The organism is Rubrivivax benzoatilyticus JA2 = ATCC BAA-35 (assembly GCF_000190375.1).
GTDB classification, from domain to species: domain Bacteria; phylum Pseudomonadota; class Gammaproteobacteria; order Burkholderiales; family Burkholderiaceae_C; genus Rubrivivax; species Rubrivivax benzoatilyticus.
In genome coordinates, this window is record NZ_AEWG01000121.1 from 1 (window position 1) to 25,809 (window position 25,809).

The 25,809-nt window shown below is 72.4% G+C and carries 22 protein-coding genes; 8 read left to right on the forward strand and 14 right to left on the reverse strand.

Going from position 1 to position 25,809, the window contains the following annotated elements; genetic code table 11:
• Window positions 1–656, forward strand: a 656-nt coding sequence (locus RBXJA2T_RS13905) for a DNA mismatch repair MutL family protein (protein WP_009858036.1), incomplete at its 5' end; no start/stop codon positions are given.
• A gap of 97 nt (window positions 657–753) precedes the next feature.
• Window positions 754–1,995, forward strand: a complete 1,242-nt coding sequence (locus RBXJA2T_RS13910; protein ID WP_009858037.1) for a glycerophosphodiester phosphodiesterase family protein — start codon at window positions 754–756, stop codon at window positions 1,993–1,995.
• A gap of 40 nt (window positions 1,996–2,035) precedes the next feature.
• Here RBXJA2T_RS13910 and otnI read toward each other — a convergent pair whose 3' ends face one another.
• The 13 genes from otnI to RBXJA2T_RS13975 all read right to left on the reverse strand — a co-directional run bounded on the left by otnI (window position 2,036) and on the right by RBXJA2T_RS13975 (window position 17,882).
• On the reverse strand, window positions 2,036–2,836 hold the full coding sequence (gene otnI / locus RBXJA2T_RS13915) for a 2-oxo-tetronate isomerase (protein ID WP_009858038.1): 801 nt from the start codon (window positions 2,834–2,836) through the stop codon (window positions 2,036–2,038).
• A 33-nt stretch (window positions 2,837–2,869) separates the two neighbouring features.
• The gene (locus RBXJA2T_RS13920) at window positions 2,870–3,553 is read right to left on the reverse strand and encodes a class II aldolase/adducin family protein (protein ID WP_009858039.1); all 684 of its coding nucleotides are present in this window, start codon (window positions 3,551–3,553) and stop codon (window positions 2,870–2,872) included.
• 5 nt (window positions 3,554–3,558) lie between these two features.
• The gene (gene otnK / locus RBXJA2T_RS13925; RefSeq protein WP_009858040.1) at window positions 3,559–4,833 is read right to left on the reverse strand and encodes a 3-oxo-tetronate kinase; all 1,275 of its coding nucleotides are present in this window, start codon (window positions 4,831–4,833) and stop codon (window positions 3,559–3,561) included.
• Window positions 4,830–5,732 (reverse strand): L-threonate dehydrogenase, encoded by a 903-nt coding sequence (ltnD, locus tag RBXJA2T_RS13930; RefSeq protein ID WP_009858041.1) that lies wholly within the window; start codon window positions 5,730–5,732, stop codon window positions 4,830–4,832. Before ltnD ends, otnK begins: the two co-directional genes overlap by 4 nt.
• A gap of 59 nt (window positions 5,733–5,791) precedes the next feature.
• Window positions 5,792–7,141, reverse strand: a complete 1,350-nt coding sequence (locus RBXJA2T_RS13935) for a GntP family transporter (RefSeq protein ID WP_259372414.1) — start codon at window positions 7,139–7,141, stop codon at window positions 5,792–5,794.
• A 324-nt stretch (window positions 7,142–7,465) separates the two neighbouring features.
• The gene (locus tag RBXJA2T_RS13940) at window positions 7,466–8,239 is read right to left on the reverse strand and encodes a FadR/GntR family transcriptional regulator (RefSeq protein ID WP_029718910.1); all 774 of its coding nucleotides are present in this window, start codon (window positions 8,237–8,239) and stop codon (window positions 7,466–7,468) included.
• Between the two features lie 108 nt (window positions 8,240–8,347).
• The gene (gene siaD / locus RBXJA2T_RS13945) at window positions 8,348–9,145 is read right to left on the reverse strand and encodes a biofilm regulation diguanylate cyclase SiaD (protein WP_009858044.1); all 798 of its coding nucleotides are present in this window, start codon (window positions 9,143–9,145) and stop codon (window positions 8,348–8,350) included.
• The gene (siaC, locus tag RBXJA2T_RS13950; RefSeq protein ID WP_009858045.1) at window positions 9,132–9,515 is read right to left on the reverse strand and encodes a biofilm regulation phosphoprotein SiaC; all 384 of its coding nucleotides are present in this window, start codon (window positions 9,513–9,515) and stop codon (window positions 9,132–9,134) included. The genes siaD and siaC overlap by 14 nt, the downstream gene beginning before the upstream one ends.
• A gap of 16 nt (window positions 9,516–9,531) precedes the next feature.
• Complete coding sequence (gene siaB / locus RBXJA2T_RS13955; protein WP_009858046.1) at window positions 9,532–10,074, reverse strand: biofilm regulation protein kinase SiaB; 543 nt, start codon at window positions 10,072–10,074, stop codon at window positions 9,532–9,534.
• Window positions 10,075–10,085: 11 nt separating this feature from the next.
• On the reverse strand, window positions 10,086–12,077 hold the full coding sequence (gene siaA / locus RBXJA2T_RS13960) for a biofilm regulation protein phosphatase SiaA (RefSeq protein WP_009858047.1): 1,992 nt from the start codon (window positions 12,075–12,077) through the stop codon (window positions 10,086–10,088).
• A gap of 260 nt (window positions 12,078–12,337) precedes the next feature.
• Window positions 12,338–14,764 carry a TonB-dependent receptor gene (locus tag RBXJA2T_RS13965; RefSeq protein ID WP_009858048.1) on the reverse strand — a complete coding sequence of 809 codons (2,427 nt, stop codon included), beginning with the start codon at window positions 14,762–14,764 and terminating at the stop codon, window positions 12,338–12,340.
• Between the two features lie 575 nt (window positions 14,765–15,339).
• Window positions 15,340–17,298, reverse strand: a complete 1,959-nt coding sequence (locus RBXJA2T_RS13970) for an alpha/beta hydrolase family protein (RefSeq protein ID WP_009858049.1) — start codon at window positions 17,296–17,298, stop codon at window positions 15,340–15,342.
• Window positions 17,299–17,453: 155 nt separating this feature from the next.
• Window positions 17,454–17,882, reverse strand: a complete 429-nt coding sequence (locus tag RBXJA2T_RS13975; protein ID WP_029718913.1) for a CBS domain-containing protein — start codon at window positions 17,880–17,882, stop codon at window positions 17,454–17,456.
• 129 nt (window positions 17,883–18,011) lie between these two features.
• Here RBXJA2T_RS13975 and RBXJA2T_RS13980 point away from each other — a divergent pair, with 129 nt between their 5' ends.
• From RBXJA2T_RS13980 to RBXJA2T_RS14005, 6 genes are read left to right on the forward strand one after another with little or no spacing between them, the layout of a single operon-like run.
• Complete coding sequence (locus RBXJA2T_RS13980; protein WP_009858051.1) at window positions 18,012–18,779, forward strand: pseudouridine synthase; 768 nt, start codon at window positions 18,012–18,014, stop codon at window positions 18,777–18,779.
• 16 nt (window positions 18,780–18,795) lie between these two features.
• Window positions 18,796–20,025, forward strand: coding sequence for a Bcr/CflA family efflux MFS transporter (locus RBXJA2T_RS13985; RefSeq protein WP_009858052.1), 1,230 nt, complete (start codon window positions 18,796–18,798; stop codon window positions 20,023–20,025).
• The gene (gene miaA, locus RBXJA2T_RS13990) at window positions 20,022–20,951 is read left to right on the forward strand and encodes a tRNA (adenosine(37)-N6)-dimethylallyltransferase MiaA (RefSeq protein ID WP_009858053.1); all 930 of its coding nucleotides are present in this window, start codon (window positions 20,022–20,024) and stop codon (window positions 20,949–20,951) included. The genes RBXJA2T_RS13985 and miaA overlap by 4 nt, the downstream gene beginning before the upstream one ends.
• 46 nt (window positions 20,952–20,997) lie before the next feature.
• Complete coding sequence (locus RBXJA2T_RS13995) at window positions 20,998–21,645, forward strand: ABC transporter ATP-binding protein (RefSeq protein WP_009858054.1); 648 nt, start codon at window positions 20,998–21,000, stop codon at window positions 21,643–21,645.
• The gene (locus RBXJA2T_RS14000; protein WP_009858055.1) at window positions 21,642–24,146 is read left to right on the forward strand and encodes an FtsX-like permease family protein; all 2,505 of its coding nucleotides are present in this window, start codon (window positions 21,642–21,644) and stop codon (window positions 24,144–24,146) included. The genes RBXJA2T_RS13995 and RBXJA2T_RS14000 overlap by 4 nt, the downstream gene beginning before the upstream one ends.
• Complete coding sequence (locus tag RBXJA2T_RS14005; protein ID WP_009858056.1) at window positions 24,146–25,210, forward strand: lipocalin-like domain-containing protein; 1,065 nt, start codon at window positions 24,146–24,148, stop codon at window positions 25,208–25,210. Before RBXJA2T_RS14000 ends, RBXJA2T_RS14005 begins: the two co-directional genes overlap by 1 nt.
• Here RBXJA2T_RS14005 and RBXJA2T_RS14010 read toward each other — a convergent pair.
• Window positions 25,211–25,809: GGDEF domain-containing protein (locus RBXJA2T_RS14010; protein WP_050801774.1), on the reverse strand; the 599-nt coding region annotated here is incomplete at its 5' end.

A 25,809-nucleotide genomic window follows, 5' to 3' on the forward strand; every position in this document is an offset into this window, starting at 1 on the left:
CCGCGGCCGAGACCGTGACGACCGAACGCCCGGCCCCGGCGCCCTCGCTGCCCGAGGCAGCCCCGGCCGCGCACCCGCTGGGCGAGGCGATCGGCCAGGTCGGCGGCGTCTACGTGCTGGCGCGCAACGCCCACGGGCTGGTCGTCGTCGACATGCACGCCGCGCACGAACGCATCGTCTACGAACGCCTGAAGCAGGCCGCGTCGTCGGCGGCGGCGCTGCCGGCGCAGCCGCTGCTGCTGCCGGTGAGCTTCGCCGCCACGGCCGCCGAGGTCGCCACCGCCGAGGCCGAACGCGATTCACTGCTGGCGCTGGGCCTGGACGTCGCGCCGCTGTCGGCCTCGACGCTGGTGGTGCGCAGCCGCCCGGCGGCGCTGCCGGACGCCGACGTCGCCGAACTCGCGCGCTCGGTGCTCGCCGAGTTCGAGCAGACCGGCGCCAGCCGCGCCGTCGAACGTTCGCGCGACGAGCTGCTGGCGACGATGGCCTGCCACGGCGCGGTGCGCGCCAACCGCCGGCTGACGCTGCCCGAGATGGACGCGCTGCTGCGCCAGATGGAGGCCACCGAACGCGCCGACACCTGCAACCACGGCCGGCCGACCTGGCGCCAGCTGACGATGAAGGAGCTGGACGCCCTCTTCCTGCGCGGCCGGTAACGACTTGTGCCGGTCACGGCGCCGCCATGCACGGCCCCTAGCGTCGCGCCGGCCGGCCCTGGAGCCGGCGACAACGACCACCCCAGGAGAGAGTCCGATGCAAACGCCGATCCGCGCGCTGGCCGCCGCCACGCTGGCCCTCACCACGCTGGCCGCCCAGGCCGCACCGTCCACCGTCGTCCCGCCGACGGTGCAACTGGGGCCGCGGCCCTTCTTCCTCGTCGACGACATGGCCGACGGCGCGCTGAAGACCGCGCTGCAGGCCTGCGCCGCCAGCCGCAAGGCCTACACGCGCCACGACTTCGCGATCGGCCACCGCGGCGCCGCGCTGCAGTTCCCCGAGCACACGCGCGAGAGCTACATCGCCGCCGCGCGCAGCGGCGCCGGCATCGTCGAGTGCGACGTCGTGTTCACCCGGGACAAGCAGCTCGTCTGCCGCCACGCCCAGGACGACCTGCACACGACGACCAACATCCTGGCCACGCCGCTGGCCGCCAAGTGCGTCAAGCCGTTCACGCCGGCGACCTTCGACGGCGCCGGCAACCTGCTGACGCCGGCCAGCGCGAGCTGCCGCACCAGCGAGCTGACGCTCGCCGAGTTCAAGACGCTGCGCGGCAAGATGGACGGCTACAACCCGAAGGCGCGCAACGTCGCCGAATACATGGCCGGCACCGCCGGCTGGCGCACCGACCTGTACTCCGGGCCGACCAGCGGCACGCTGATGACGCACGCCGAGAGCATCGAGCTCTTCAAGCAGCTCGGCGTGAAGATGACGCCGGAGCTGAAATACCCGGCGGTGGCGATGCCCTTCGACGGCTTCACGCAGGAAGCCTACGCGCAGAAGCTGGTCGACGAGTACAAGGCCGCCAAGGTGCCGCCGGCGCGCGTGTTCCCGCAGTCCTTCTACCTGCCCGACGTGCAGTACTGGGTGAAGAACACCGCCTACGGCCGCCAGGCGGTCTACCTGGACGACGCCGAGACCGTGGCCGACCTGCCGAGCGCGGCCGAACTGGCCGGCTACAAGGCCCAGGGCATCAACATCGTCGCGCCGCCGACCTTCGCGCTGCTCACCACCGACGCCGCCGGCAACATCGTGCCCTCGCAGTACGCCCGGGACGCCAAGGCCGCCGGGCTGGACATCATCACCTGGACGCTGGAGCGCTCGGGGATCCTGGCCGACGGCGGCAACGGCTTCTACTACCAGAGCTTCGACAGCGCCATCAAACGCGAAGGCGACATGATGGTCGTGCTCGACGTGCTGGCGCGTGAGGTCGGCATCCGCGGCATCTTCAGCGACTGGCCGGCGACGCCGGCCTTCTACGCCAACTGCATGAAGTGAGGCCCGCGGGCGCCGGCGCGGCCGGCGCCCGTGGCCATCTTCAGGCCAGGTAAGGCTTCATCCAGCCCAGGCCGTCCGAGGTGCCGCCCGGCACCGCGCCGCGGCGCGGGCGGTACTCGCAGCCGATCCAGCCGTCCCAGCCGAGTTCGTCGATCAGCGCGAACAGGTAGGGATGGTGGATCTCGCCGACGTCCGGCTCGTGGCGCGTCGGCACGCCGGCGATCTGGAAGTGGCCGACCTGGCCGGTGGGCAGCCACTGGCGGATCTTGGCCGCCAGGTCGCCTTCGACGATCTGGCAGTGGTACAGGTCCATCTGCACCTTCAGGTTGGCCGCGCCGACCTCGGCGACGATGGCGTGGGCCTGGTCCTGGCGGTTCAGGAAGAAGCCCGGCATGTCGCGTTCGTTGATCGGCTCGATCAGCACGTTGATGCCCAGCTTGGCCGCCTCGGCGGCGGCGTAGGCGACGTTGGCGACGTAGGTCGCCCGCAGCGCCTCGCGAGTCTGGCCGGCCGGCACCAGGCCGGCCATCACGTGGATGCGCGGGCAGCCGAGCGCCACCGCGTAGGCCAGCGCCTGGGCGATACCGTCGCGGAACTCGGCTTCGCGCCCGGGCAGGCAGGCGATGCCGCGCTCGCCGGCGTCCCAGTCGCCCGGAGGCGCGTTGAACAGCACCTGCTGCAGGCCGTGGGCCTTCAGCTGAGCGGCGAGCTGTTCGGTCGTGTACGCGTAGGGGAAGAGGTACTCGACACCCTTGAAGCCGTCGCGGGCGGCGGCGGCGAAGCGGTCGAGGAAGTCGTGCTCGTTGTAGAGCATCGACAGGTTGGCGGCGAAACGGGGCATGGTGGGCTCGTGGGGTTCAGGAGGGAAGACGCCTCACCAGGAGGCGCCGAAGCTGTCGCGCAGGGTCTGGATGCGGGCCTCGTCCAGCGGGCGGGCCAGGGCCTCGGGCACCAGCAGCGCCAGGCGCGCGGTCTCCTCGAGTTCCTCGAGCACCGCCATCGCCGCGGCCGGGCTGTCGTGCCAGACGTTGGGGCCCAGCCGGGCCAGCATCACGGCGCGGATCGGCCGGCCGGCGGCGGCGTAGCGCGTGATCGCCTCGGCCACCGCGTCGGCGGCCTCGGGTGCGCCGGGGCGCTGGTAGTCGATGTGCGGCACATGGCCCACCTTCATGACGAAGTACGGCGTGATCGGCGGCAGCAGCTCGGCTTCCCCCTCGGCCTGCAGCGAGCGCGCGACGAGGTGCGTGCCGTGGGTGTGGATGATGCAGCGCGCCGGCTGCGCCGTCGCCTCGCTGGCGACGTAGATGCGCCGGTGCAGCACGATGGTCTTGCTGCCGCGGTCGCCGCCGGTCTGCCGGCCCTCGGCGTCCAGCCGCGCCAGCCGCGCCGGCTCCAGCGTGCCCAGGCAGGCGTCGGTCGGCGTGATCAGGTAGCCGTCGGCCAGGCGCACGCTGATGTTGCCGGCCGTGGCGTGCGCGTAGCCGCGCTCGAACAGGCTGCGGCCGACGCGGCAGATCTCGGCGCGTGCGAGGTCTTCGTCGAGGAAGGGCGTGGCCATCGTGCTCAGCCTTGCAATCGCGCGAAGGCCTTGGTGAAGAAGTCGTCGGTGCCGAAGTTGCCCGACTTCAGCGCCAGGTGCAGGCCGCCGGGCGCCGCCGGGCTGAGCGCGTGGCACCAGGGCACGCCGGGGTCGATCTGGCCGCCGATGCGCAGCTGGGCGATGCCCAGCGCCTGCACGCAGGCGCCCGAGGTCTCGCCGCCGGCGACGACGAGCTGGCGCACGCCGGCCTCGACCAGGCCCCGTGCGATGCGCGCGATCGTCTGCTCGACCAGGCCGCCGGCCTGCTCGACGCCGAGCCTGGCCTGGATGGCGCGCACCGCGCCTGGTTCGGCGGTCGAATAGACCAGCACCGGGCCGCTGGCGAGGTGTTCGCCGGCCCAGGCCAGGGCCTTGGTGGCGACGTCCTCGCCGGCGGCGATGCGCAGCGGGTCGATCGCCAGCGCCGGCCGGCCCGAACGGATGAAGTCCAGCACCTGGCGGTTGGTCGCCAGCGAGCAGCTGCCCGAGACCACGGCCTGCAGCCCTTCGGCCGGCGGCAGCTCGGCCGCCTGCGACGACGGCGCCAGGCCGTGGTTGCCCGGCAGACCGATCGCGACGCCGGAGCCCGCGGTCAGCAGCGGCAGCTCGGCCAGCGCCGGCGCCAAACGCAGCAGGTCGGCGTTGGAGACGGCGTCGACGATGGCGATCGCCACGCCCTGGGCCTTCAGCTCGGCGATGCGCGCCCGCACCGCGTCGGCGCCCTGCCCCACCACCTGGTAGTCGATCAGCCCGACCTTGCGCTTGCACTGCGCCTGCAGCACACGCACGAGGTTGGCGTCGGTCATCGGCGTCAGCGGGTGGTCCTTCATGCCGCTGTCGCTGAGCAGCAGGTCGCCGACGAAGAGGTGGCCCTTGAAGACCGTGCGCTGGTTCTCCGGGAAGGCCGGCGTGGCGATCGTGAACGGCACGTCCAGCGCGTCCATCAGCGCCTCGGTGACCGGGCCGATGTTGCCGCGCGCCGTGCTGTCGAAGGTCGAGCAGTACTTGAAATAGAACTGCGTCGCGCCCTGCGCCTGCAGCCAGGTGAGCGCGGCGACCGACTGCGCCACCGCGTCCTCGGGCGCGATGGTGCGCGACTTCAGCGCCACGACGACGGCGTCGACGTCGGCGTCCAGCGGCCCGGGCGGCACGCCGATCGTCTGCACGACGCGCATGCCGGCGCGCACGAGGTTGTTCGCCAGGTCGGTGGCGCCGGTCGAGTCGTCGGCGATGCAGCCGAGCTTGAGGCGGGTGCTCACGGCGCCTCCTTCTTCGCCGGCAGCGTGATGCCCGGGAAGATCTTGATCACCGCGCTGTCGTCTTCGTTGGCGAAGCCGGCGGTCGAGGCCTGCATGAACATCTGGTGCGCGGTGGCCGCCAGCGGCAGCGGGAACTTGCTCGCACGCGCCGTGTCGAGCACCAGGCCCAGGTCCTTGACGAAGATGTCGACCGCCGACAGCGGCGTGAAGTCGCCGGCCAGCACGTGCGCCATGCGGTTCTCGAACATCCAGCTGTTGCCGGCGCTGTGCGTGATGACCTCGTAGATCGCGGCGGCGTCGACGCCTTCGCGCAGGCCCAGCGCCATCGCCTCGGCGGCGGCGGCGATGTGCACGCCGGCCAGCAACTGGTTGATGATCTTCACCTTGGAGCCGGCGCCGGCCTTGTCGCCCAGGCGGTAGACCTTGCCGGCCATGCCGTCGAGCACGGCGCCGGCGGCGGCGTAGGCCGCGGGCTTGGCCGAGGTCATCATCGTCATCTGGCCGGCGGCGGCCTTGGCGGCACCGCCGGAGATCGGCGCGTCGATGTAGTGGATGCCGGCGGCCTCGAGCTTGGCCTCGAGCGCGATCGACCAGTTGGGGTCGACCGTCGAGCACATGATGAAGGTCGAGCCCGGGCGCATCGCCGCGGCGGCGCCGCCTTCGCCGAACAGCACGGCCTCGGTCTGCGCGGCGTTGACGACCACCGACACCAGCGTGTCGCAGGCCGCGGCCAGCGCCGCCGGGTTGGCGCCGGCGACGCCGCCTTCACGGGCGAAGGCGTCGGCGACGCCGGGACGCACGTCGCAGACGTGCACGTTGAAACCGTTGCGGCGTAGCGTCCGGGCGATGCCCACGCCCATGGCGCCGAGGCCGATCACGCCGACATTGCGAGTCGTCATGGCAGTCAGATCCGTTCAGGAAGTCCGTGAGGACGAAACGCGGCGGATGGCGTGCCGGCTCAGGCCAGCACCGCCCACAGGCCGCAGGTGAGCAGGAAGCCGGCGACGCCGAGCACGGTGGTCAGCACCGTCCAGCTGCGCAGGCCGTCGGCGACCGAGAGGCCCAGGTAGCGCGTGACGATCCAGAAGCCGGAGTCGTTGACGTGCGACAGGCCCAGGCCGCCGAAGCCGATGGCCACCGTCAGCAGCGCCACCTGCAGCGGGCTGTAGCCGCCGCCGGTGATGGCCTCGGCCAGCAGGCCGCAGGTGGTGAGGATGGCCACCGTCGCCGAGCCCTGCGCGGCGCGCAGCACCAGCGAGATGACGAAGCCGGCGAGGATCAGCGGCAGGTGCGCCGCGGCGATGCTGGTCGACAGCGCGGCGCCGATGCCGCTGGCCGTCAGCACCTTGGCGAACACGCCGCCGGCGCCGGTGACCAGGATCACGGTCGCCGCCGGCGGCAGCGCGGACTCCATGACCTCGTTGGTGCGCGCCATGCTCCAGCCGAGGCGGCGCGCGACCAGCCAGAACGACAGGCCGATGGCGACCATCAGCGCGAAGATCGGCGCGCCGATGAAGGCCAGCACGTTGCGCACCGGGTCGCCCTTGGGCAGCAGCGTCGCGCCGGTGGTGCCGATCATGATCAGCGCCAGCGGCACCAGGATCAGCGTCAGCACGACACCGACGCCCGGGGCATGCAGCTTGGCGGTGCCGGGTTCGGCTTCGGCGCCGAACCTGGCGAACTGTTCGGCGGTGGTCGGCAGCATCTCGTAGCGGCGGCGGTTGAGCCACTTGGCGACGACCTGCGCCAGCACGCCCAGCGGCAGGCAGATCAGCAGACCGAAGATCGTGACCCAGCCGACGTCGGCACTCAGCACCGCGGAGCCGCCGACGATGCCCGGATGCGGCGGCACGACGACGTGCACCGCCAGCATGATGCCGGCCACCGGCAGGCCGAACTTCACCGGGTCCACCTTCGCGGCCTTGCAGAAGCCGTAGACGATGGGCACCAGGATGATGAAACCGACGTCGAAGAAGACGGGAATGGCCAGCACCAGCGCCGCCGCGGTCAGCGCCGCCGGCACGCGCTTCGGGCCGAGGATCTGCGTGAAGCGGCCGGCGAGGTTCGCGGCGCCGCCGGAGACCTCGATCATGCGGCCGAGCATCGCGCCCAGCGCGACGAGGATCGCGACGCTGCCCAGTGTGCCGCCCATGCCGGCGATCAGCGTGCTGATGATGTCGCCGATCGGCATGCCGACGGCCAGGGCGACGAGCAGGCTGACCAGCATCATCGCGACGAATGCGTGGACCTGCCAGCGGATGATCATCAGCAGCAGCAGGGCGATGCCGGCCGCGCCGATGCCGAGCAGGGAGGGGGGTGGACATGCGGTGTGTCTCCTCGGGCGCTTGGAGTGTGGGGAAGGTGCGACCGCGTCTGCGACGTCTGGGCCGGCGCCATGAACCAATCAGTTCATATGGTCATCCTACAAATTTCAGACAAGTTTCAACCTGGGGTTAACCCGGAAGCACAGGCTTGAAGCCGCCGCGGCGGCTTCCGCCCTCATCGGGTGCAAAAAGCCGTCTTCGGCCGGCGCCACCAGGGCTCGGCGCCCTCCTGCGGGGCCGTCGGGAACCACGCAGGTACAGCGCGCCGGACGGCGTTCGAGGCGGCCACCGGCGCCGCGGCGCGCGGCTCAGGCCGGCATCGTCGTCGGCACCAGCGCCGCTGCCAGGCGCGCGCCGTCCTGCCGCCAGAAGCTGGCATCGGCGTGCTGCAGTCGCAGCATCGCGTTGTTCATGTGCTGCGCGGCGGCGTGGCGTGCCGCCGGCGCGTCGCCGGCTTCGATGGCCTGCACGACCGCCTCGTGCTCCTGCTTGACCTGCTCGGCGAACTCGCGGTGGCGGGCTTCGTTGGCACGTGTCACGCGCGTCACGCCTTGCAGGAACTGGGCAAGGTAGTCCAGCGTGCGGATCAGGAACGGGTTGCCGGCGGCCTCGCCGATCGCGCGGTGGAAACGCACGTCCTCGACGGCGCCGTCGCCGCCGCTCGCCACCGCGTCGGCGATGGCCTGCAGCGCCACGCGGATCGCCCGAGCCTGCGCCGGCGTGCGCCGCTGCGCGGCGAGTTCGGCGACCTCGGCCTCGAGCGCGCGGCGCAGCTCGATGATCTGCAGCACCGCCTCGCGCGACGCCGCTTCGGTCGGGTCGAAGCTCAGCGGCTCGCAGCCGGCGGCCAGCACGTAGACACCGCTGCCCTGGCGCGAATCGACGAGGCCACGCGACTTCAGCCGCTGCACGGCCTCGCGCACGACGGTGCGGCTGACGCCGAACTGCTGCACCAGCGCCTGCTCGGTCGGCAGCTTCTGGCCCGCGGCCAGGCCGCCGGAGCGGATCTCGGCCTCGAGCGCGCTGGCGACCTGGTCGGCCAGCCTCAAGCCGGGTCTGATCGTGGAAAAGGAAACCGACATGGAGGGAATGCCTCGGTGGGCCGCAGCGGCCGGCCACGACGCAGCCTGCGAACTGAACCTCACTGTACCGCAGCGTCTGCGGCGCAGCCGGCGCCGCCCGGCGCTGGATCAGGCGCTTTCGACGCGGTTGCGCCCGGCGGCCTTGGCCGCGTAGAGCGCCTGGTCGGCACGGTTGATGGTGGCCGAGAAGTCCTCGCCGTCACGGTGCTCGGCCAGCCCGAAGCTGGCCGTCAGCGAGACGCGCACCTCGCCGACGTGGTCGATGTCGGCGATCGCCTGGCGGATGCGCTCGACGATGGCGCGCGCCGCCTCCAGCGGCGTCTCGGGCAGCAGCATCAGGAACTCCTCGCCGCCCCAGCGTCCGCAGTGGTCGTAGCGGCGCACGCCCGACTCCACCGCCTGGGCGATGACCTGCAGCACGCTGTCGCCGGTCTCGTGGCCGTGCGCATCGTTGACCGCCTTGAAGTGGTCGACATCCATGATGGCCACGGCGAAGCCGCGGCCCAGGCGCTGGGTGCGCTCGCCTTCCTCGCGCAGCCGCTCCATCAGGAAGCGCCGGTTGCCCAGGCCGGTCAGCGGGTCGCGCATCGCGGCGTCGCGCAGCGCCAGGCTCAGGTCGCGCAGGCTGTTCTGGTAGCGGTCGGAGATGCGCACCAGCTTCTCCAGCCGGCGCACCTGCTTGTCGTACTGCTCGACCAGGCTCAGGCGCTGCTCGCGCGCGACGTGGTGGTAGCTGTCGGAGATGCGCACCAGGCGCTCCAGCCGTTCGCGCTGGGTCTGGAAATGGCCCAGCAGCTGCGCCAGCGGCTCGCGCAGCGGGTCGTGCTCGAGCGCCGGGTCGGCCAGCAGGGCCTCGATGCGCGAGACCAGGACGACGTCGTCCGGCAGGGACTTAGGCGCCGCCATCGGCCAGGATCTCGAAGGGGAAGCTGCAGTCCTCCCGGAACTCCTCGGCGAGGTCGAAGACGCGGTCGTTGCGCGGGTCGTAGTACCAGCTCACGCGCACCTCGCGGCCCTTGCCGAAGGCGTCCTCGCACAGGTCGAAGATGTCCATCATCGCCTTGACCGAGCTGGTGTTCATGTAGACCAGGCGCAGCTCCAGTTGCAGCGGCCGGCCGTCCTGGCCGAGATAGTCCTCGAGCCACTGGATCACCTCGCCGAAGAACTCGAAGGAGTTCTCGGGATAGGAGTCCCCGCGCATCGCCAGGACGCCCCGCTCCCAGTCGCCCTGGATTTCGGGGGTCGAGTTGCCCCCCTGGATGTGCAGCTCTTTCATCGTCGTCTCGTCTGCTTCAGATCACCGCCCGCAGGCTGAAGAATGCCTTGCCGTCGCCGGCCGGCGACAGCGACGCCGCCAGCGGCGCCGCCGACTTGCGCGCGACGTCGATCAGCCCGAGGCCGGCGCCGGACACCGCGTCGGCCGCACGCGGCCGGCGCAGCTGTTCCTTGTACGCGGCCTTCAGCTGGGCCTTGTCCATCGCCGCCAGCGCCGTCACGCGCTCGAGCAGCGCCTCGCCGTCGGCCTGCTCGACCAGGTTGCCGGCCTGCACGGCGTAGCCGCCATTCTCGTCGCGCGCGACGACGACGGTGGCCGCCCCCGCCAGTTCGTCGTACTGGCGGCTGGCGGCGTAGTGGCGGATGTTCTGCGTCAGCTCGATGTAGACCGCGAACACGTCCATCGCCGACGACGGGTGCGCCTGGTCGGCCTGCAGGTAGTTCTTCAGCGCGTTGCCGATCTCCTCGATCAGGCTGCGCGAGATCGGGCCGTTGAAGCACAGCAGGATGCGGCTGCGGTTGAAGTGCTCTCTGAGGCCGAACAGGTCGATGGATTCCATGGGGATGCGGCTCAATCGAAACGGAAGGACAGGAGGGTGATGTCGTCGCGCTGGGCGTGCGGGCCCTGGTAGGCGGCCAGCGCCTGCTCCAGGGCCTCGGCCTGCTCGCGCAGCGGCCGGCCGGCGACCTCGCGCAGCAGCTGCGCGAAACGCGCATTGCCGAAGCCGAAGCCGTGGTCGCCGCCGGCCTGGTCGAGGTAGCCGTCGGTGACCAGCGTGTAGGTGGTGCCGGGCAGCAGCGGCACCTCGACGTCGTCGTACTCGCCCTGGCGGCGGTCGCCGATCGCGCGGCGCCCGCCCGGCACGCTGGAGACGCTCTCGCCATCGCTCCAGTACAGCGGGATCTTGGCTCCGGCATAGACCATGCGGCGGTTCTCCAGGTCGACGAAGACCAGGCCGGCGTCCATGTTGGTGGCAATGGCGCGCGGCAGCGGGCAGTCCTGGAGCATCGCACGCATCGCCGCGTCGGTGTGGCGCAGCACCCGGGCCGGCGAGGCGATGCCGGTCTGGTTCATCGCGTGGTCCAGCGCCGCACGCGCCAGCATCGTCATCAGCGCGCCGGGCACGCCGTGGCCGGCGCAGTCGACGACGCCCACCAGATAGCGCGGGCCCTCGCTGCGGAAGACGTAGAAGTCGCCGCCGACGACGTCGCGCGGGCGCCAGAGCACGAAGTGGTGCTCGCCGAGCTGCTGCGTGAGCTGGCGCGCCGGCAGGATGGCGCGCTGGATCAGGCTGGCGTAGTCGATCGAGTCGCTGATCTTCTGGTGCGCCGCGCGCATGTCGCGGTTGGCGGCCTCCAGCGCCTCGGTGCGCTGGCGGACCTCGGCCTCCAGGTTGCCGGTGTAGGCGCGCAGCTTCTCGGCCATCGTCGCGAAGGCGCGGCCGAGGTCGGCGATCTCGTCGTGGCCGTCGGCCGGCACGCTGACCTGGAAGTTGCCGTGCGAGATCGCGGTGGCCGACTTGTGCAGCCGGCGCAGCGGCCGGATGACGAGCCGGTTGACCGCCAGCACGAAGGCCGCCAGCAGCAGCGCCAGCGTGCCGGCGGCCACCGCCGCGGCGGTGTTCAGCCAGTCGCCGTCGATGACACGCGCCGCGTCCAGGTCGACCGCGGTGACGACGTGCCACTTGAGCTCGGGCACGTAGGACAGCGCGAGCAGCTGGCGGCGCCCGTCCAGCGTCGCCCACAGCGTGGACACCTGGCCCGGACGCGCGACGGCGGCGTCCATCGCGGCGGCCAGCGCGGCACGCTCGCCCTCGGGTAGCTGGCCGGCCAGCGTCTGCTCGGCGCGCGCGGTGCTGCCGGCCTGGTTGGTCGAGATCAGCCGCGTGTCGCGGTGCGCCTGGATGGCGCCGCTGCCCGACAGGATGATCGGCGTGACGCCGGCCTCGGCGGTGTTGATGAACTCGGCGAGGAACTGCCGCAGGTCCAGCGCCGCGCCGGCCACGCCCAGCGTGCGCGCGCGGTCGCGGATCGCGACGTTGAACCAGACCATCGTGACCTGCAGCGGCACGTCGACGTTGACGTTGATGTTGTAGTCCTCGGGCCGGCGCAGCGTGGCGTAGAACCAGGAGTCGTCCTCCTTGGCCGGGTCCAGCGTGTAGCGCGGCTCGGCGCTGAAGGGCTTGCTCGGGTCGTTGAAGTAGAAATGGCCGCTGAGCCCGCTGGCGATGAAGTAGGCGTGGTCGCGCAGGTCCAGGCGGAAGGCCTCGGCCTCGCGCAGCGCCAGCGTCTTCTTCGCCGGGTCGGTCTCGTCGAGCAGCCACTGGCGCGTGAGCTGCGAGCTCGCCAGGCGGCGCGCCAGCGCCAGCTCCCGGTTGAGCAGCCCCAGGATCTGCTCGCGCTTCAACTGCGTGTAGTTGCGTGCGAACGCCTCGCCGAAGTGGTCGCGCACGCCCTCGACGAGCTGCCAGCCCAGCAGCCCGGCCGGCAGCAGCGCCAGCAGGCAGGCCGCCACGAGGGCGAGGATCGACTTGGCGCGCAGGCCCATGCCCCAGGTGGCCATCAGCGCGTCCTCATTCCCGTCAGTTCTTCTTGCGTTCTCACATGCCACCCGGTGCCCGTGCCGGCGAGCATACCTGCGGCGCGTGACCGCGCCGCGGGGAGATTGTCCGCGCCATCGGGAACCGACCCGAACGCCGGGGCTTGGCCGCCGACGTCGCACCCGGCATCCGGGCGCTCGGGCAGGAAAAAGCCCGGGGAGCGTCGCCCCCCGGGAAAGGGGTCGTCCGGGCGCGGCGGCGACCGGACGTCCCGTGCCTTCGGTCAGAAGCGCGTTTCCAGCGTCGCGAAGACGTTGCGGCCCTTGCCCACGCGGGTCGTCGTCTCGACGTCGCGTGCATTCAGGTAGGAGGCGTCGAACACGTTGTTGACACCGACCCGCACGCTCAGGTCGCGGCCGAAGAAGCCGCTGCCCTGGGCGTTGGGGCGCCAGCGCGCGTAGACGTTGGCCACGGTGTAGTCGTCACGCACGTACCAGTAGGTCTTGCCGCCGCTGACCAAGGAGGCGGGGTTCGGCGACGGCTTGAACCAGTGGGTGACGCTGCCGCCCAGACGCAGGCCCGGGGTGGCGTTGAAGAAGGCACCGATGTTCAGCTTGTCGGCAAAGGCCTGCGGCGTGTCCTGGTCGTTGGCCTCGTTCTTCTGGCTCAGCGTCGAATAGGCCAGCGAAATGCCCCCGAGCGCGTGCTCGTAGCTGGCCTGCCATTCAACACCATGGCGCTTCACGCGGTCGACGTTGCGGTACATGCCATAGGGCGAGCCCTCGGGGGAGGTCTCGTCCGGGCGCACCAGCGCCAGCGCGATCATGTCCTGGATGTGGCCGTCGAAATACATCAGCTTGGTCTCGAAGCTGTCGGCCGCGGCGAACACGCCCTTCTTCTCGTACGAGAAGCCCAGCTCGTACTCGCGGATGGTCTCGGGCTTCAGGTTGGGATTGGGCAGGTACCAGTAGTGCGGGTTCAGCGGACCTTCGGACGAGGTCTCGTGCGGTGTCGGCGCGCGGAAGGCCTCGGACCAGTTGGCCAGGAACTGCAGGCCCGGCACGACACGCAGGCTGGCACCCAGGCGCGGCGAGAAGTGATCGCCGTCATAGCTGCCTTCGTTGGCGTCGACACGGCGGTCGAAGCGGTCGTAGCGGCCACTGAGCTGGGTCACCAGCCTGCCGTCCCAGAAGGTCGATTCCAGGTGGCCGTAGGCGCCGGAGTCCTTGTAGGTGTTGGGCAGCGAGCCGAAGTCGCTGTAGACGCCGTTGAGCAGGTAGGTCGCGTCTTCCTTGCGCTTTTCGTAGTCCACGCCGGCGACAAGACGGTGCAGAACCGAGCCGGTCTCGAAGTGGGCCTCGTTGCTCAGGCGCAGGCCGTAGCGCTTGTCGGCGTTCTCGTAGTCCAGGGCGTTCGTGGCGCCGTTACGGATGTCGACGTAGGTGTAGCCGCGGTCGTAGCTGGAGCGCGAGTGATAGACGGTGCCGGTGACGTTCAGCCAGGCCCGCGTCGGGTCGATGTAGCGGTACTTGGCGACGGTGTCGCGCTGCTGCAGCTCGCCGATCACCGGCCCCGTCGTCGTCGAGTAGTTGGTGTGGTAGAGCGTCTGCCAGGTGGTCTCGTTGTCCAGCTTGTAGTCGTAGTGCGACAGCGAGAGCCTGTGACCGGCGGCCGGCCGGATCGCCCCTTGCAGGTACAGCACACGAAGGTCTTCGTCGTTGTCGACGGTGTCGATGCCCTTGCCGTTGGCGTCGACGCTGAACTGGCGCGACATCTTCATGTCGCCGGCCCGGCCCTTCTTGGCGTAGGCCAGGAGCTCGTACGGCTTGTCATCCGGCGCGTAGGCCGCCGCCACGTAGCCCTCGCGGTAGTCGTTCGACTCGTAGCGTGTCTTGACGGCAAAGCCGGCGTGCTGGCCGGTCGGCACGAAGTCCTTGGCGTCCTTGGTCGTCATCGCGACGACGCCGCCGATCGCGCCGCCGCCGTTCTGGACCGACGATGCGCCCTTGACCACCTCGACCTGCTTGAGCAGGTCGTTGTCGGAACGGAAGCTGGAGATGTGGTTCGAGTACAGCGACACCGAACGCCGGACCCCGTCCTGCAGCACGATGACGCGGTCCTCGGACTGGTAGCCGAAGCCGCGAATGTTGAACTGTTCGCCCGTCATGCGGCCGCTGTCGCCGCCGGTGGTGACGCCCGGCAGTTCGCTCATCGCCGAGATGACCGTGCCGTGCTGCTCGAGCGCCTCGCGGCCAATCACCGCAACCGAACCCGGGTAGATCCTGGCGTCGGTCTCCAGGCTGGTGCCGACGACGGTGATCGTCGGCAGGCTGCCGGCCTGGCGCGGCGCGGCGCCCGCGTGCAGCGTCCACCGTCCATCGGCAGCGCGCCCTGCGGACAGCCCCGTGCCCTGCAGCAGACGGCTCAGCGCCATCTCGGCACCGTACTCGCCGCTCAGCCCGGGCGAGCGGCGGCCCTCGGTCAGCGCTGCCGGCGCTTCGATCACGATGCCGCTGAGCGCCTTGAACTGCTCGAGCGCGGCGGCCAGCGGCCCGGGTTCGATCCGGTACTGGCGGACCGTGTCGACCGCGGCCGGGGCCCCGTCCTTGGCGCTGGCCGCAGCGGTCATCGTCATCGCCGACAGCGCGGCGAAGACCGCGCGCGCCACCACCCGCTGGGCCGGCTGACGGGCCTTCTGGAGTCTGTTCATCTCATTTCCTCGAGTTGTTGAAGTCGTCTACGGGAACGTGCCGGTTCCGCCGGCACAGCGGTCATGCAAGCGGGACCGCCCCGACACGACGGCCCGCGGCGGCATGGCCGCGCGGACACGACAGCGGAGGGCGATGGCAGGACTGCCGCACACGAACGCGCCGGCGAGGCGCTGGCGCTCGGGGCAGGCGGCTCAGCCGCAGCGCGATGGGGCTGCAGGCGAGGAACGCCTGACAGGGCAGGAACCAATGAAACCGCGAACGACGCCGACTCAGCGCCGTCTCTGCATTTGAATACGAATGATTCGCATTCTAGACACAAAACGAAGCACAACGCCGTTGGCGCGCCGCAGGCCGCGCTGCGGGCACAGGTTGCTCGAGGATCTGGAGGCCACGGCACGAATGGCCGAGGCAGGAACGGGAACAGAGGGCCGGCGCGGGGAGCCGGCCCGCCAGGGGCGCCGCGCGCAAGCCGCGCGGCCGGAAATAGCCGCCGGCCTCCCGGCCGCGGCCGCCCGCTGCCCTCGCGCAGGAGGGCATGCGCCGCGTGCGGCAGCACGCGGCGCTGTCGCTCAGGTCACTTCAGGTGCTTGCCGAAGAACCTCTCCATCGCCCCGTAGAACTCGAACTTGTTCTCCTCGTTGGCGAAGCCGTGGCCCTCGTTGTCCTTGACGAGGTACTCGACCTCGACGCCGCGCTTCTTCAGCGCCTCGACGATCTGGTCGCTCTCGGCCTTGTTGACGCGCGGGTCGCGTGCGCCCTGGGCGACGAGCAGCGGCGTCTTGATGCGGTCGACGTGGAATACCGGCGAGGTCGCGGTCAGGCGCTCCCTGTCCTTCGGGTCGTCCGGGTTGCCGACCATCGCGTACATCTGCTGGCGCCACGGCTCCCAGTACGGCGGGATGGTCTTCATGAAGGTGAACAGGTTGCTGACGCCGACGTAGTCGACCGCCGCGGCATACAGGTCGGGCGTGAAGGCCACGCCGGCCAGCGTCGCATAGCCGCCGTAGCTGCCGCCGTACAGGCCGATGCGCTTCGGGTCGGCGATGCCCTGCTCGACCAGCCACTTCACGCCGTCGCTGATGTCGTCCTGCATCTTCAGCCCCCACTGGCCGAAGCTCGCCTCCCAGAACTGGCGGCCGTAGCCGGTGGAGCCGCGGAAGTTCATCTGCAGCACGCAGTAGCCGCGGTTGGCGAGGAACTGCACCTCGGGGTTGAAGCCCCAGCTGTCGCGCGCCCAGGGGCCGCCGTGCGGGTTGACGACGCAGGCCAGGTTCTTCGGCTCGCGGCCGGCCGGCAGCGTCAGGTAGCCGGGGATCGACAGCCCGTCGCGCGCCGTGTAGCGCACCGGCTTCATCTCGGCCATCTGCTCGGGCTTGATCCACGGCGCGGCGTCGGCGAGCTTGGTCACCTGGCCGCTGCGCACGTCGTACAGGTGGCGCGCGCCCAGCGTGCGGTCGCTCCAGTTGACGACGATGTAGCGCGTTTCGTCCAGCGTCCAGGCCGACAGGTCGACCTGCTCGCCGGGGAAGCGCTGCTGCAGCTTCTCGAACGCGGCCTGCATCGCCGGGTCGAAGAAGTGCTTGCCGTGTTTGTCGGTCTCGTAGCTGGCCCACAGCACTTTCTTCTGCACGCGCGACCAGTGCGCGCCCTCGACGTCGACCTCGGGGTGGGCGTAGACCACCTGCTCGGCGTCGGGCTTGGCCGGGTCGATCAGCACCAGCGCGCTCTTGTCGCGGCCGCGGTTGCTGACGGCGTAGAACAGGCGGTTGTCGCCGTCGAAGAACAGCGGCTGCACGCCGGTGCGGAAGTCGGTGGTCAGCAGCGGCTTGAACTCGCCGCTGTCGCCGTCGCGGTAGAGCACGGTGTTGTTGACGCCGTCGCTGGCGATGGCCACGCGGATGCGGCCGCGGTGGTCGGTGACCCAGTTGACGATGTTGCCGGGGTTGGTCGCGACGACGGTCTCGGCGCCGCTGCGCACGTTCAGGCGCACGACGTCGAAGACCTTGCGGTCGCGGCGGTTGTGGGCCACGAGGATGTGCTGCGGGTCCTCGGGCAGGCCGTCGACGAGCTCGGCGCGCACGCCCTCCCAGGGCGTCAGGTCGCGCACCTTGCCGGTGGCGGCGTCCGCGGCCACGACGTGGAAGTTCTCGTCACCGCCGAAGTCCTTCATGAAGAGCACGGTGTCGTCGCCCTTCCACGCGTACATGCGGATGTCGCGCGCGGTCTCGCGCGTGAGCTGGCGTGGCTCGCCGACGGCGCGGCCGTTGACGAGCTTCTGCACGAAGACGTTGCGGCGCGGCGCGGCGCCGGCCTCGCCGGCGGCCGGCTGCAGGAACGAGACCCAGCGGCCACCGTCGCTCAGGTTGTAGCCCGAACGCGCCGGGCTGCGGAAGAAGTCGCGCAGCGGCAGCTCGGGCGGCACGGCACGCGCGGCGGCCGGCGCCACGGCGGCGGACTGCGCCGCGGCGGGCGCGGCGACGAAGGGCAGCACGAACGCGGCCGCGGCCAGCGGGGCGAGAAGAGGCTTGGTCATGCAGGCGATTCCTCAGGTTGGGACACCGGCGAGCATGCACCGCCGCCGTCAAGGGGGCATCCGCGTTGCGACGAAACCGCCGCCGCGGGCGACGAACCGCCGGACGGCGGATGTGGCGGGGTAGCACGAGCCGGGCCCCGCCAGGCCGCCTGCGCTCAGGACTGGATGTAGTGCTCCAGCTCGGCGATCGTGCGCTCCTGCTCGGCGATCAGCTCGTCGAGCAGGTCACGCATCGAGATCATGCCCAGCACCGTGCTGCCGTCGACCACCGGCAGGTGGCGGATGCGGTGTTCGCTCATCAGCGCCATGCACTCGTGCATCGGCGCCGCGGGCGGCACGCGCACCACGTCGCGCGTCATGATCTCGGCGACCCGCGTCTCGCGCGAGTTGCGGCCCTGCAGCGCGACCTTGCGCGTGTAGTCGCGCTCGGAGACGACGCCGACCAGGCGCCCGCCGTCCATCACCAGCAGCGCGCCGATCTCGTGCGCGGCGAGCAGCTCCAGCGCGGCGAAGACGCTGTCGTCGGGATGCACATGCCAGAGCGTGCCCTGGCGGCGGTGCAGCACTTCGGAAACCGGTTTCATCATCGAGCTCCCGACAGCCGTGAGTGCCCCAGCCTAGCCCATGCGCCGGCTGCCGCGTAGGGGCCGGGCCTCGGTGCTTGCCCGGGGCGCGGCGGGCACGGCGGCGGCCGGCCGTGGTCCAATCCGGGCATGTCCGAGCCGATTTCCGGCGCCGCCGAGGGCGTGCGCGTCTCCAAGCTGATCACCGAACGGGGCCTGGCCTCGCGCCGCGAGGCCGATGCCTGGATCGAGGCCGGCTGGGTCAAGGTCGACGGCAAGATGGCCGTGCTGGGCCAGCGTGCCGCCGCCGACTGCCGCATCGAGATCGACCCGCGCGCCCGCAACGAGCAGGCACGCCGCGTCACGGTGCTGCTGCACAAGCCGATGGGCTTCGTCAGCGGCCAGGCCGAAGACGGCTACAAGCCGGCGGCGACGCTGGTCATCCCGGCCAACCGCTGGAAGGACGACCCGACGCGCCTGGCCTTCCACCCCGGCCAGCTGCGCGGCCTGGCGCCGGCCGGGCGGCTGGACATCGATTCCACCGGCCTGCTCGTGCTGACCCAGGACGGGCGCATCGCCAAGACGCTGATCGGCGACGAGACCAAGGTCGAGAAGGAATACCTGGTGCGGGTGCAGTACACGAAACCCGGCCGCCTGCCCGACGCCGACCTGGAACGCCTGCGCCACGGCCTGGAGCTCGACGGCCGGCCGCTGCGCCCGGCGCGCGTGAGCTGGCAGAACGAGGACCAGCTGCGTTTCGTGCTGCGCGAAGGCCGCAAGCGCCAGATCCGCCGCATGTGCGAGCTGGTCGGGCTGAAGGTCGTCGGCCTGAAGCGCGTGCGCATCGGCAGCGTCTCGCTGGGCCAGCTGCCGCCGGGCCAGTGGCGCTACCTCGGCGAGAACGAGCGCTTCATCTGATGGCCTGCGCCACGCGATGAACGCCGCCGCGTCCGTGCCGGCGGCCCGGGCGCCGGTCTCGCACGCGCTGGCGGCGGTCGCGCTGGCGCTGCTGCTGGGGCTGCAGCCGGTGTCCACCGACGTCATGCTGCCGGCGCTGCCGCTGCTGGCGCGCGAGCTCGCCGCGCCGATGAGCGCGGTGCAGCTGACGATGGCGGCGCTGATCCTGGCCTTCGGTATCGCCCAGCTCGTCTGGGGGCCGGTGGCCGACCGCGTCGGCCGGCGGCCGGTGCTGCTCGCCGGGCTGGCGCTGTACACCGCGGCCAGCGCCGGCGCGGCACTCGCCGCCGACGTCGGCACGCTGGTCGCGTGGCGCGCGCTGCAGGGCGTGGCGCTGGCCGCAGCGGTGGTCGTCGCGCGGGCCATGCTGCGCGACCTCTACGAGCCGCACGAAGGCGCGCGCGTGATGGCGCTGGCGCTGTCGGGCCTGGGGCTGATCGCGATCGCCTCGCCGACGCTGGGCGGCTGGGTCGCCGGCGCAGCCGGCTGGCGCGCGACGCTGGCCGTCGTCGGCCTGGCCGGTGCGGCGACGCTGGCCTTCGTCGTGCTGCGCCTGCCCGAGACCATCGTCCAGAAGAACCCGCAGGCCACCGCACCCGGCCCGCTGCTGGCGGCCTGGGCCGGCATCGCGCGCCACCGGGTCTTCGTCGCCTGGGCGCTGCTGACGTCCTGCACCTACGGCGGGCTGTTCACGATCCTCGCCGGCTCGTCCTTCGTCTACATGGACCGCTTCGGGCTCGGAGCCGGCCACTACGGGCTGGCGATGGCCACCGGCTCGCTGGCCTACCTGGGCGGCACGGTGGTCTGCCGGCGCTGGATCCTGCGCCACGGCCTGTCGCGCTCGGTGCGCCGGGCGGCGCTGTTCACGCTGGCCGGCGGCCTGGGCACCGCGGCCGCGGCGCTGGCCGGTGTCGAGAGCGTCTGGGCCTACCTGCTGCCGCAGTGGCTGTTCTGCTTCGGCCACGGCATCCACCAGCCCTGCGGCCAGGCCGGCGCCGTCGGGCCGTTCCCGCGCAGCGCCGGCGCGGCCTCGGCGCTGGCCGGCTTCGTGCTCGCGTTCACCGCCTTCTGCATCGGCCAGTGGCTGGGCGTGGTGCTGGGCGCCGACGTGCGGCCGTACGCGCTGACCGTCGCCTTCTGGGCCGCCGCCACCACGCTGGTCGCCTGGACGCTGGTGCGGCGACTGCCGGAGGTGCCGCACCGATGAACGTGCACGCCGTCTGCCTCGCCGGCCCCACCGCCAGCGGCAAGACCGCCGCGGCGCTGGCGCTGGCCGCGCGCCGGCCGGTGGAGATCGTCAGCGTCGACTCGGCGCTGGTCTACCGCGGCCTGGACATCGGCACCGCCAAACCCAGCGCCGCGGAGCGCGCCGCCGCGCCGCACCACCTGATCGACATCGTCGACCCGGCCGACAGCTATTCGGCGGCCCGCTTCGTCGCCGACGCGACGCGGCTGGTCGACGAGATCCGCTCGCGCGGCCGGCTGCCGCTCTTGGTCGGCGGCACGATGCTGTACTTCAAGGCACTGCGCGACGGGCTGGACACGATGCCCGAGACCGACCCGGCGATCCGCGCCGCGCTCGACGCGCGCGCCGCCGCCGAAGGCTGGCCGGCGCTGCACGCCGAACTCGCGCGTGTCGACCCGGTGACGGCCGCCCGGCTGGCGCCGAACGACGCCCAGCGCATCCAGCGCGCGCTCGAGGTCTATCTCGGCAGCGGCCGGCCGATCTCGGCCTGGCAGCAAGGCGCGCGCGCCGAAAGACCCGCCGCCGCGGCCTGGCCGCTGGTATCGCTGGAGCCGGCCTCGCGCGCCTGGCTGCACGAGCGCATCGCGCAGCGTTTCGACGCCATGCTGGCGGCCGGATTCGTCGACGAGGTGCGGCACTTGCGCGCCCGCGGCGACCTGCACCCGGGCCTGCCGTCGATGCGCTGCGTCGGCTACCGCCAGGCCTGGGAGGCGCTGGACGCCGGCGACCTGGCGCCGCTGCGTGAACGCGGCATCGCCGCGACACGCCAGCTCGCCAAACGCCAGATCACCTGGCTGCGTTCGATGCCCGAACGCATCGTCGTGCCCTGCGACGCGCCCGACGCGTCGGCGCAGGCACTCGCCGCACTGGAGACGGCCGCCGGCTGACCCCAGGCGCCAGTGGGCGCACAGGCCTCGGGCATCATCGCCGCCCATGCTGCTGCTCGAGGGTCTGTCCAAGTCCTACGGGGAGACCCGTGTCTTCCACGATGTCACGCTCGAACTGGGCGCCGGCGAGTTCGTCGCGCTGCTCGGCGAGTCGGGCGTCGGCAAGTCGACGCTGCTGAACTGCATCGCCGGGCTCGACGCCGCCGACGCCGGCCGCATCACCGTCGCCGGCCAGGATCTGGCGACGCTGGACGAAGCCGGCCGCGCCCGGCTGCGCCGCGCCCGCCTCGGGTTCGTCTTCCAGGCCTTCCACGTGCTGCCGCACCTGACGGTGGCCGAGAACGTCGCGCTGCCGCTGCTGCTGCTGAACCGCCCCGACGAGCGCCGCGTCGCCGCGCTGCTCGACGCCGTCGGCCTCGGCGGCCTGGGCGCGCGCTACCCGGCACAGCTTTCGGGCGGGCAACTGCAGCGGGTGGCGATCGCACGCGCCGTGGTGCATGCGCCCGGGCTGATCCTGGCCGACGAGCCGACCGGCAACCTCGACCCCGAGACCGCCGAACGGGTGCTCGGCGTGCTGCTCGCCCAGGTGCGCGAGGCCGGCGCCGCCTGCCTGCTGGTGACGCACTCCGAATCCGCCGCGGCGCGCGCCGACCGCGTGCTGCGCCTCACCGCGCACGGCATCGTGGCGCGATGAACCGCCACCTGCTGGCCAGCCTGCTGTGGCGCGAGTGGCGCCACCACCCATGGCGCCACGGCGTCGCGCTGCTGGCGGTGGCGCTGGGCGTCGCGCTGGCGTACTCGGTGCATCTGATCAACACCTCGGCGCTGGCGGAGTTCTCGGCCGCGGTGCGCGCCGCCAACGGCGAGCCCGACCTGACGATCCGCGGCCAGCGCGAAGGTTTCGACGATGCGCTGTTCGACCGTGTCGCGACCGACGCCGCGGTCGAGCTCGCCAGCCCGGTGGTCGAGTTCGAGACCTACGCCACCGCCGCCGACGGCCGGCGTGTCGCGCTGCGCATCGTCGGCCTGGACGTGCTGCGCATCGCGCCGGTGGCGGCGACGCTGCTGCCGCGGCCGACCGACGACAGCCGCCCGATGGCCGGGCTCGACCCGTCGCTGGTTTTCCTCAACGCCGCGGCGCGCACGCAGACCGGCGCTGCCGACGGCGCGGTGCTGGCGCTGCAGTCGGGCACCGCGTGGCAGCGTTTCGAGGTCGCCGGCAGCGTCGCCGCCGGCGGCCTGGCGATGGCGGTGATGGACGTCGCCGCGGCGCAGACGCGTTTCGGCTACGACGGCCGGCTGACGCGCATCGACTTGCGGCTGGCGCCGGGCACGGACCGTGCGGCGCTGGTCGCGCGGCTGGCGCTGCCGGCCGGTGTCGAGGCCGTGGCGCCGGGCGAAGCCGAACAGCGCATCTCCAACCTGTCGCGCGCCTACCGCGTCAACCTGACGGTGCTGGCGCTGGTGGCGCTGTTCGTCGGCGCCTTCCTCGTGTTCTCGGTCGTCTCGCTGTCGGTGGCGCAGCGCACACCGAGCTTCGCGCTGTTGGGCGTGCTCGGGCTCACCGCCGGCGAGCGCCGCGGCCTGGTGCTGGCCGAATGCGCAGTGCTGGGTGCCGCCGGCAGCGCGGCCGGGCTGGTGATGGGCGCCGGCATGGCGGTGCTGGCGCTGCGCTGGATGTCGGGCGACCTGGGCGGCGGTTACTTCCCCGGCATCGCGCCGACGGTGCGTTTCGGCGTCGGCGGCGCGCTGGCCTTCCTGGCGCTGGGCACGGTGTCGGCGCTGATCGGCGGCTGGTGGCCGGCCAAGCAGGCCGAACGCCTGGCGCCGGCGATGGCGCTCAAGGGCCTGGGCGCGCCGCACCAGCCGGCGCCGCCCGCCCTGCCCGGCCTGCTGCTGCTGGCCGCCGGCGTGGCACTGGCTTTCGCGCCGCCGATCGCCGGGCTGCCGCTGGCGGCCTACGTCGCCGTCGCGGCGCTGCTGTTCGGCGGTGTCGCGCTGGTGCCGGCGGTCGTGCACGCGCTGCTCGGGGGGATCGCCACACCGCGTTCGGCGCTGGCGCTGCTGGCCTTGCAGCGGGCGCGTTTCCAGCGTGCCACCGCGACGGCCGCGGTGTCGGGCGTCGTCGCCAGCCTGGCGCTGTCGGTGGCGCTGACGGTGATGGTGGCCAGCTTCCGCGACGGCGTCTCGCAGTGGCTGGACGCGATGCTGCCGGCCGACCTGTACGCCCGCAGCGCCGCCACCGGCGGCACCACCGACCAGGCCTGGCTGCCGCCGGACTTCCTCGCCGCCGCGGCCTCGGTGCCCGGTGTCGCGCGGGTGTCGGCGACCCGCCACCGCGCGCTGCAGATGGCCGAGGGCCGGCCGGCGGTGACGCTGATGGCACGGCCGGTGTCCGACGCGGCCGGCGAGCTGCCGCTGGTCGGCCCGGCGCTGCCGCCGCGGCCGGGCGAGACCGGCGTCTGGGTCAGCGAGGCCATGGTCGACCTCTACGGCGCCCGGGTCGGCGGCACGCTGGTGCTGCCGCTGGCCGGCGGCACGACGGTGCGTGTGCTCGGCGTCTGGCGCGACTACGCACGCCAGTTCGGCAGTCTGGTGATGGACGCCGCCGACTACCGCCGCCTCACCGGCGACGAACGCATCAACGATCTGGCGCTGTGGCTAGCGCCCGGCGCCGAGATCGCCGCGGTGCAGACGCGGCTGCGCGCGCTGCTGCCCGACCCGGCGATGCTGGAGTTCGCCGCCACCGGCGAGCTGCGTGTGATGTCGCTGCGCATCTTCGACCGCAGCTTCGCCGTCACCTACTACCTGCAGGCGGTGGCGATCGGCATCGGCCTGGTCGGCATCGCCGCCAGCCTGTCGGCGCAGGTGCTGGCGCGGCGCAAGGAGTTCGGCCTGCTGGCGCACCTGGGGCTGACACGCGGCCAGGTGATCGCCATCGTCGCCGGTGAAGGCGCCGCCTGGCTGGCCGCCGGTGTCGTCGTCGGGCTGGCGCTGGGGCTGGCGGTCAGCGCGGTGCTGGTCTTCGTCGTCAACCCGCAGAGCTTTCACTGGACGATGGAACTCGTCGTGCCGACGGCGCGGCTGGCGGCGCTGGCCGCGGCGGTGTTCGCCGCCGGCATCGCCACCGCGGCGTTCAGCGCGCGCAGCGCCGCCGGGCGTTCCGCCGTGATGTCGGTGAAGGAGGACTGGTGATGCGACGCCGCCAACTGCTGTGGCTCGCCGGCGCCGCCGCGCTGCCCGCTCACGCCCAGATCCGCCGCCGGCCGCTGGTCTTCCCGCGCGACCACGGCGCGCACCCGGACACGCGCACCGAGTGGTGGTACGCCACCGGCTGGGCCGGCACGCCCGAGGCGCCGCGCTGGGGTTACCAGCTGACCTTCTTCCGCAGCCGCACGGGGCTGGCCGAGGACCTGCAGAGCCGCTTCGCGCCGCGCCAGATCCTGTTCGCGCACGCCGCGCTGACCGACCTGGACGCCCGCCGCCATCACCACGCGCAGCGCATCGCGCGCTGGTCGGGCGACACGGCCGAAGGCCCGGCCTGGGCCAGGACCGACGACGTCGGCGTGCGCCTGGGCGACTGGTGGCTGGAACGTTCCGGCCCCGGCTACCGCGCCCGGCTGCCGGCAGCCGGCTTCGGCCTCGACCTGACGCTGGCGCCGACGCAGCCGCTGCTGCTGCAGGGCGACGCCGGTTTCTCGCGCAAAGGCCCGGAGGAACGCCAGGCCAGCCACTACGTGAGCGAGCCCCAACTCACGGCAACGTGCCGGTTCAACGCCGACGGCCGCCCGGTGGAGGCGCGCGGCGTCGCCTGGATGGACCACGAGTGGAGCGACGAGATCCTGCACCCCGAGGCCGTCGGCTGGGACTGGATCGGCATCAACCTGTTCGACGGCGGCGCGCTGACCGCCTTCCGTCTGCGCCGCGCCGACGGCAGCGCGCTGTGGGCCGGCGGCAGCTGGCGTGCGTCCGGCGGCACGGCCGCGGCCTTCGCGCCCGCCGACGTGGTCTTCACGCCCGGCCGGCGCTGGGCGAGCCCGGCGACCCGCGCCGAGTACCCGGTCGAATGGCAGGTCGACACGCCGGCCGGGCGCTGGCGCGTGCGCGCGCTGCTCGACGGCCAGGAACTCGACAGCCGCGGCGGCACCGGCGCGGTCTACTGGGAAGGCCTGAGCGAGCTGCTCGACGAACGCGGGCGCCGCGTCGGCCTGGGTTACCTGGAGATGACGGGCTACGCCAGCCGGCTGCGGCTGGGCTGATCAGGGCGGCGGCGCGTCGGCGCGGCGGCGGCGCAGGTCCACCGGCGCGGCACGCACGCAGTTGCCGCCGGCCTGCTGGGCGGCGGCCAGCGCGGCGTCGACGTCGTCGATCAGCGCCGACAGGTTCTGGTGCGCCAGCCGCAGCGCGGCGACGCCGACACTCACCGTGACGCGCAGCGGGTGCGCGCCGCAGGGGATCTCCATCTGCTCGGAGCGCTCGCGGATGCGCTCGGCGACGTCGAGCGCGCCGGTCGGGTCGGCATGCACCAGCCAGACGGCGAACTGGGTGTCGCCGAAACGGGCGATCAGGTCGCCGCCGCGCAGCGTCTGCTCGGTGTCGCGCGCCAGCGCGCGCAGCACGGTCTCGGCGGCGGCGATGCCGCGGCCCTCGACCAGGCGCGCGACCTGGTCGACCTCGACGACCAGCAGCGCCGCGCCAGTGCCGTAGCGCCGCGCCCGCGACCATTCGCGCTCGGCCGAGGCCAGGAAGTTGGGGCGGTTGGTGATGCCGGTGGCCGGGTCGACGGTCTCCAGCCGCGCCAGCGCGGCGCGCGTGCCGTCCAGCGCCCGCAGCAGGTGCAGCAGCCACAGCACCAGCG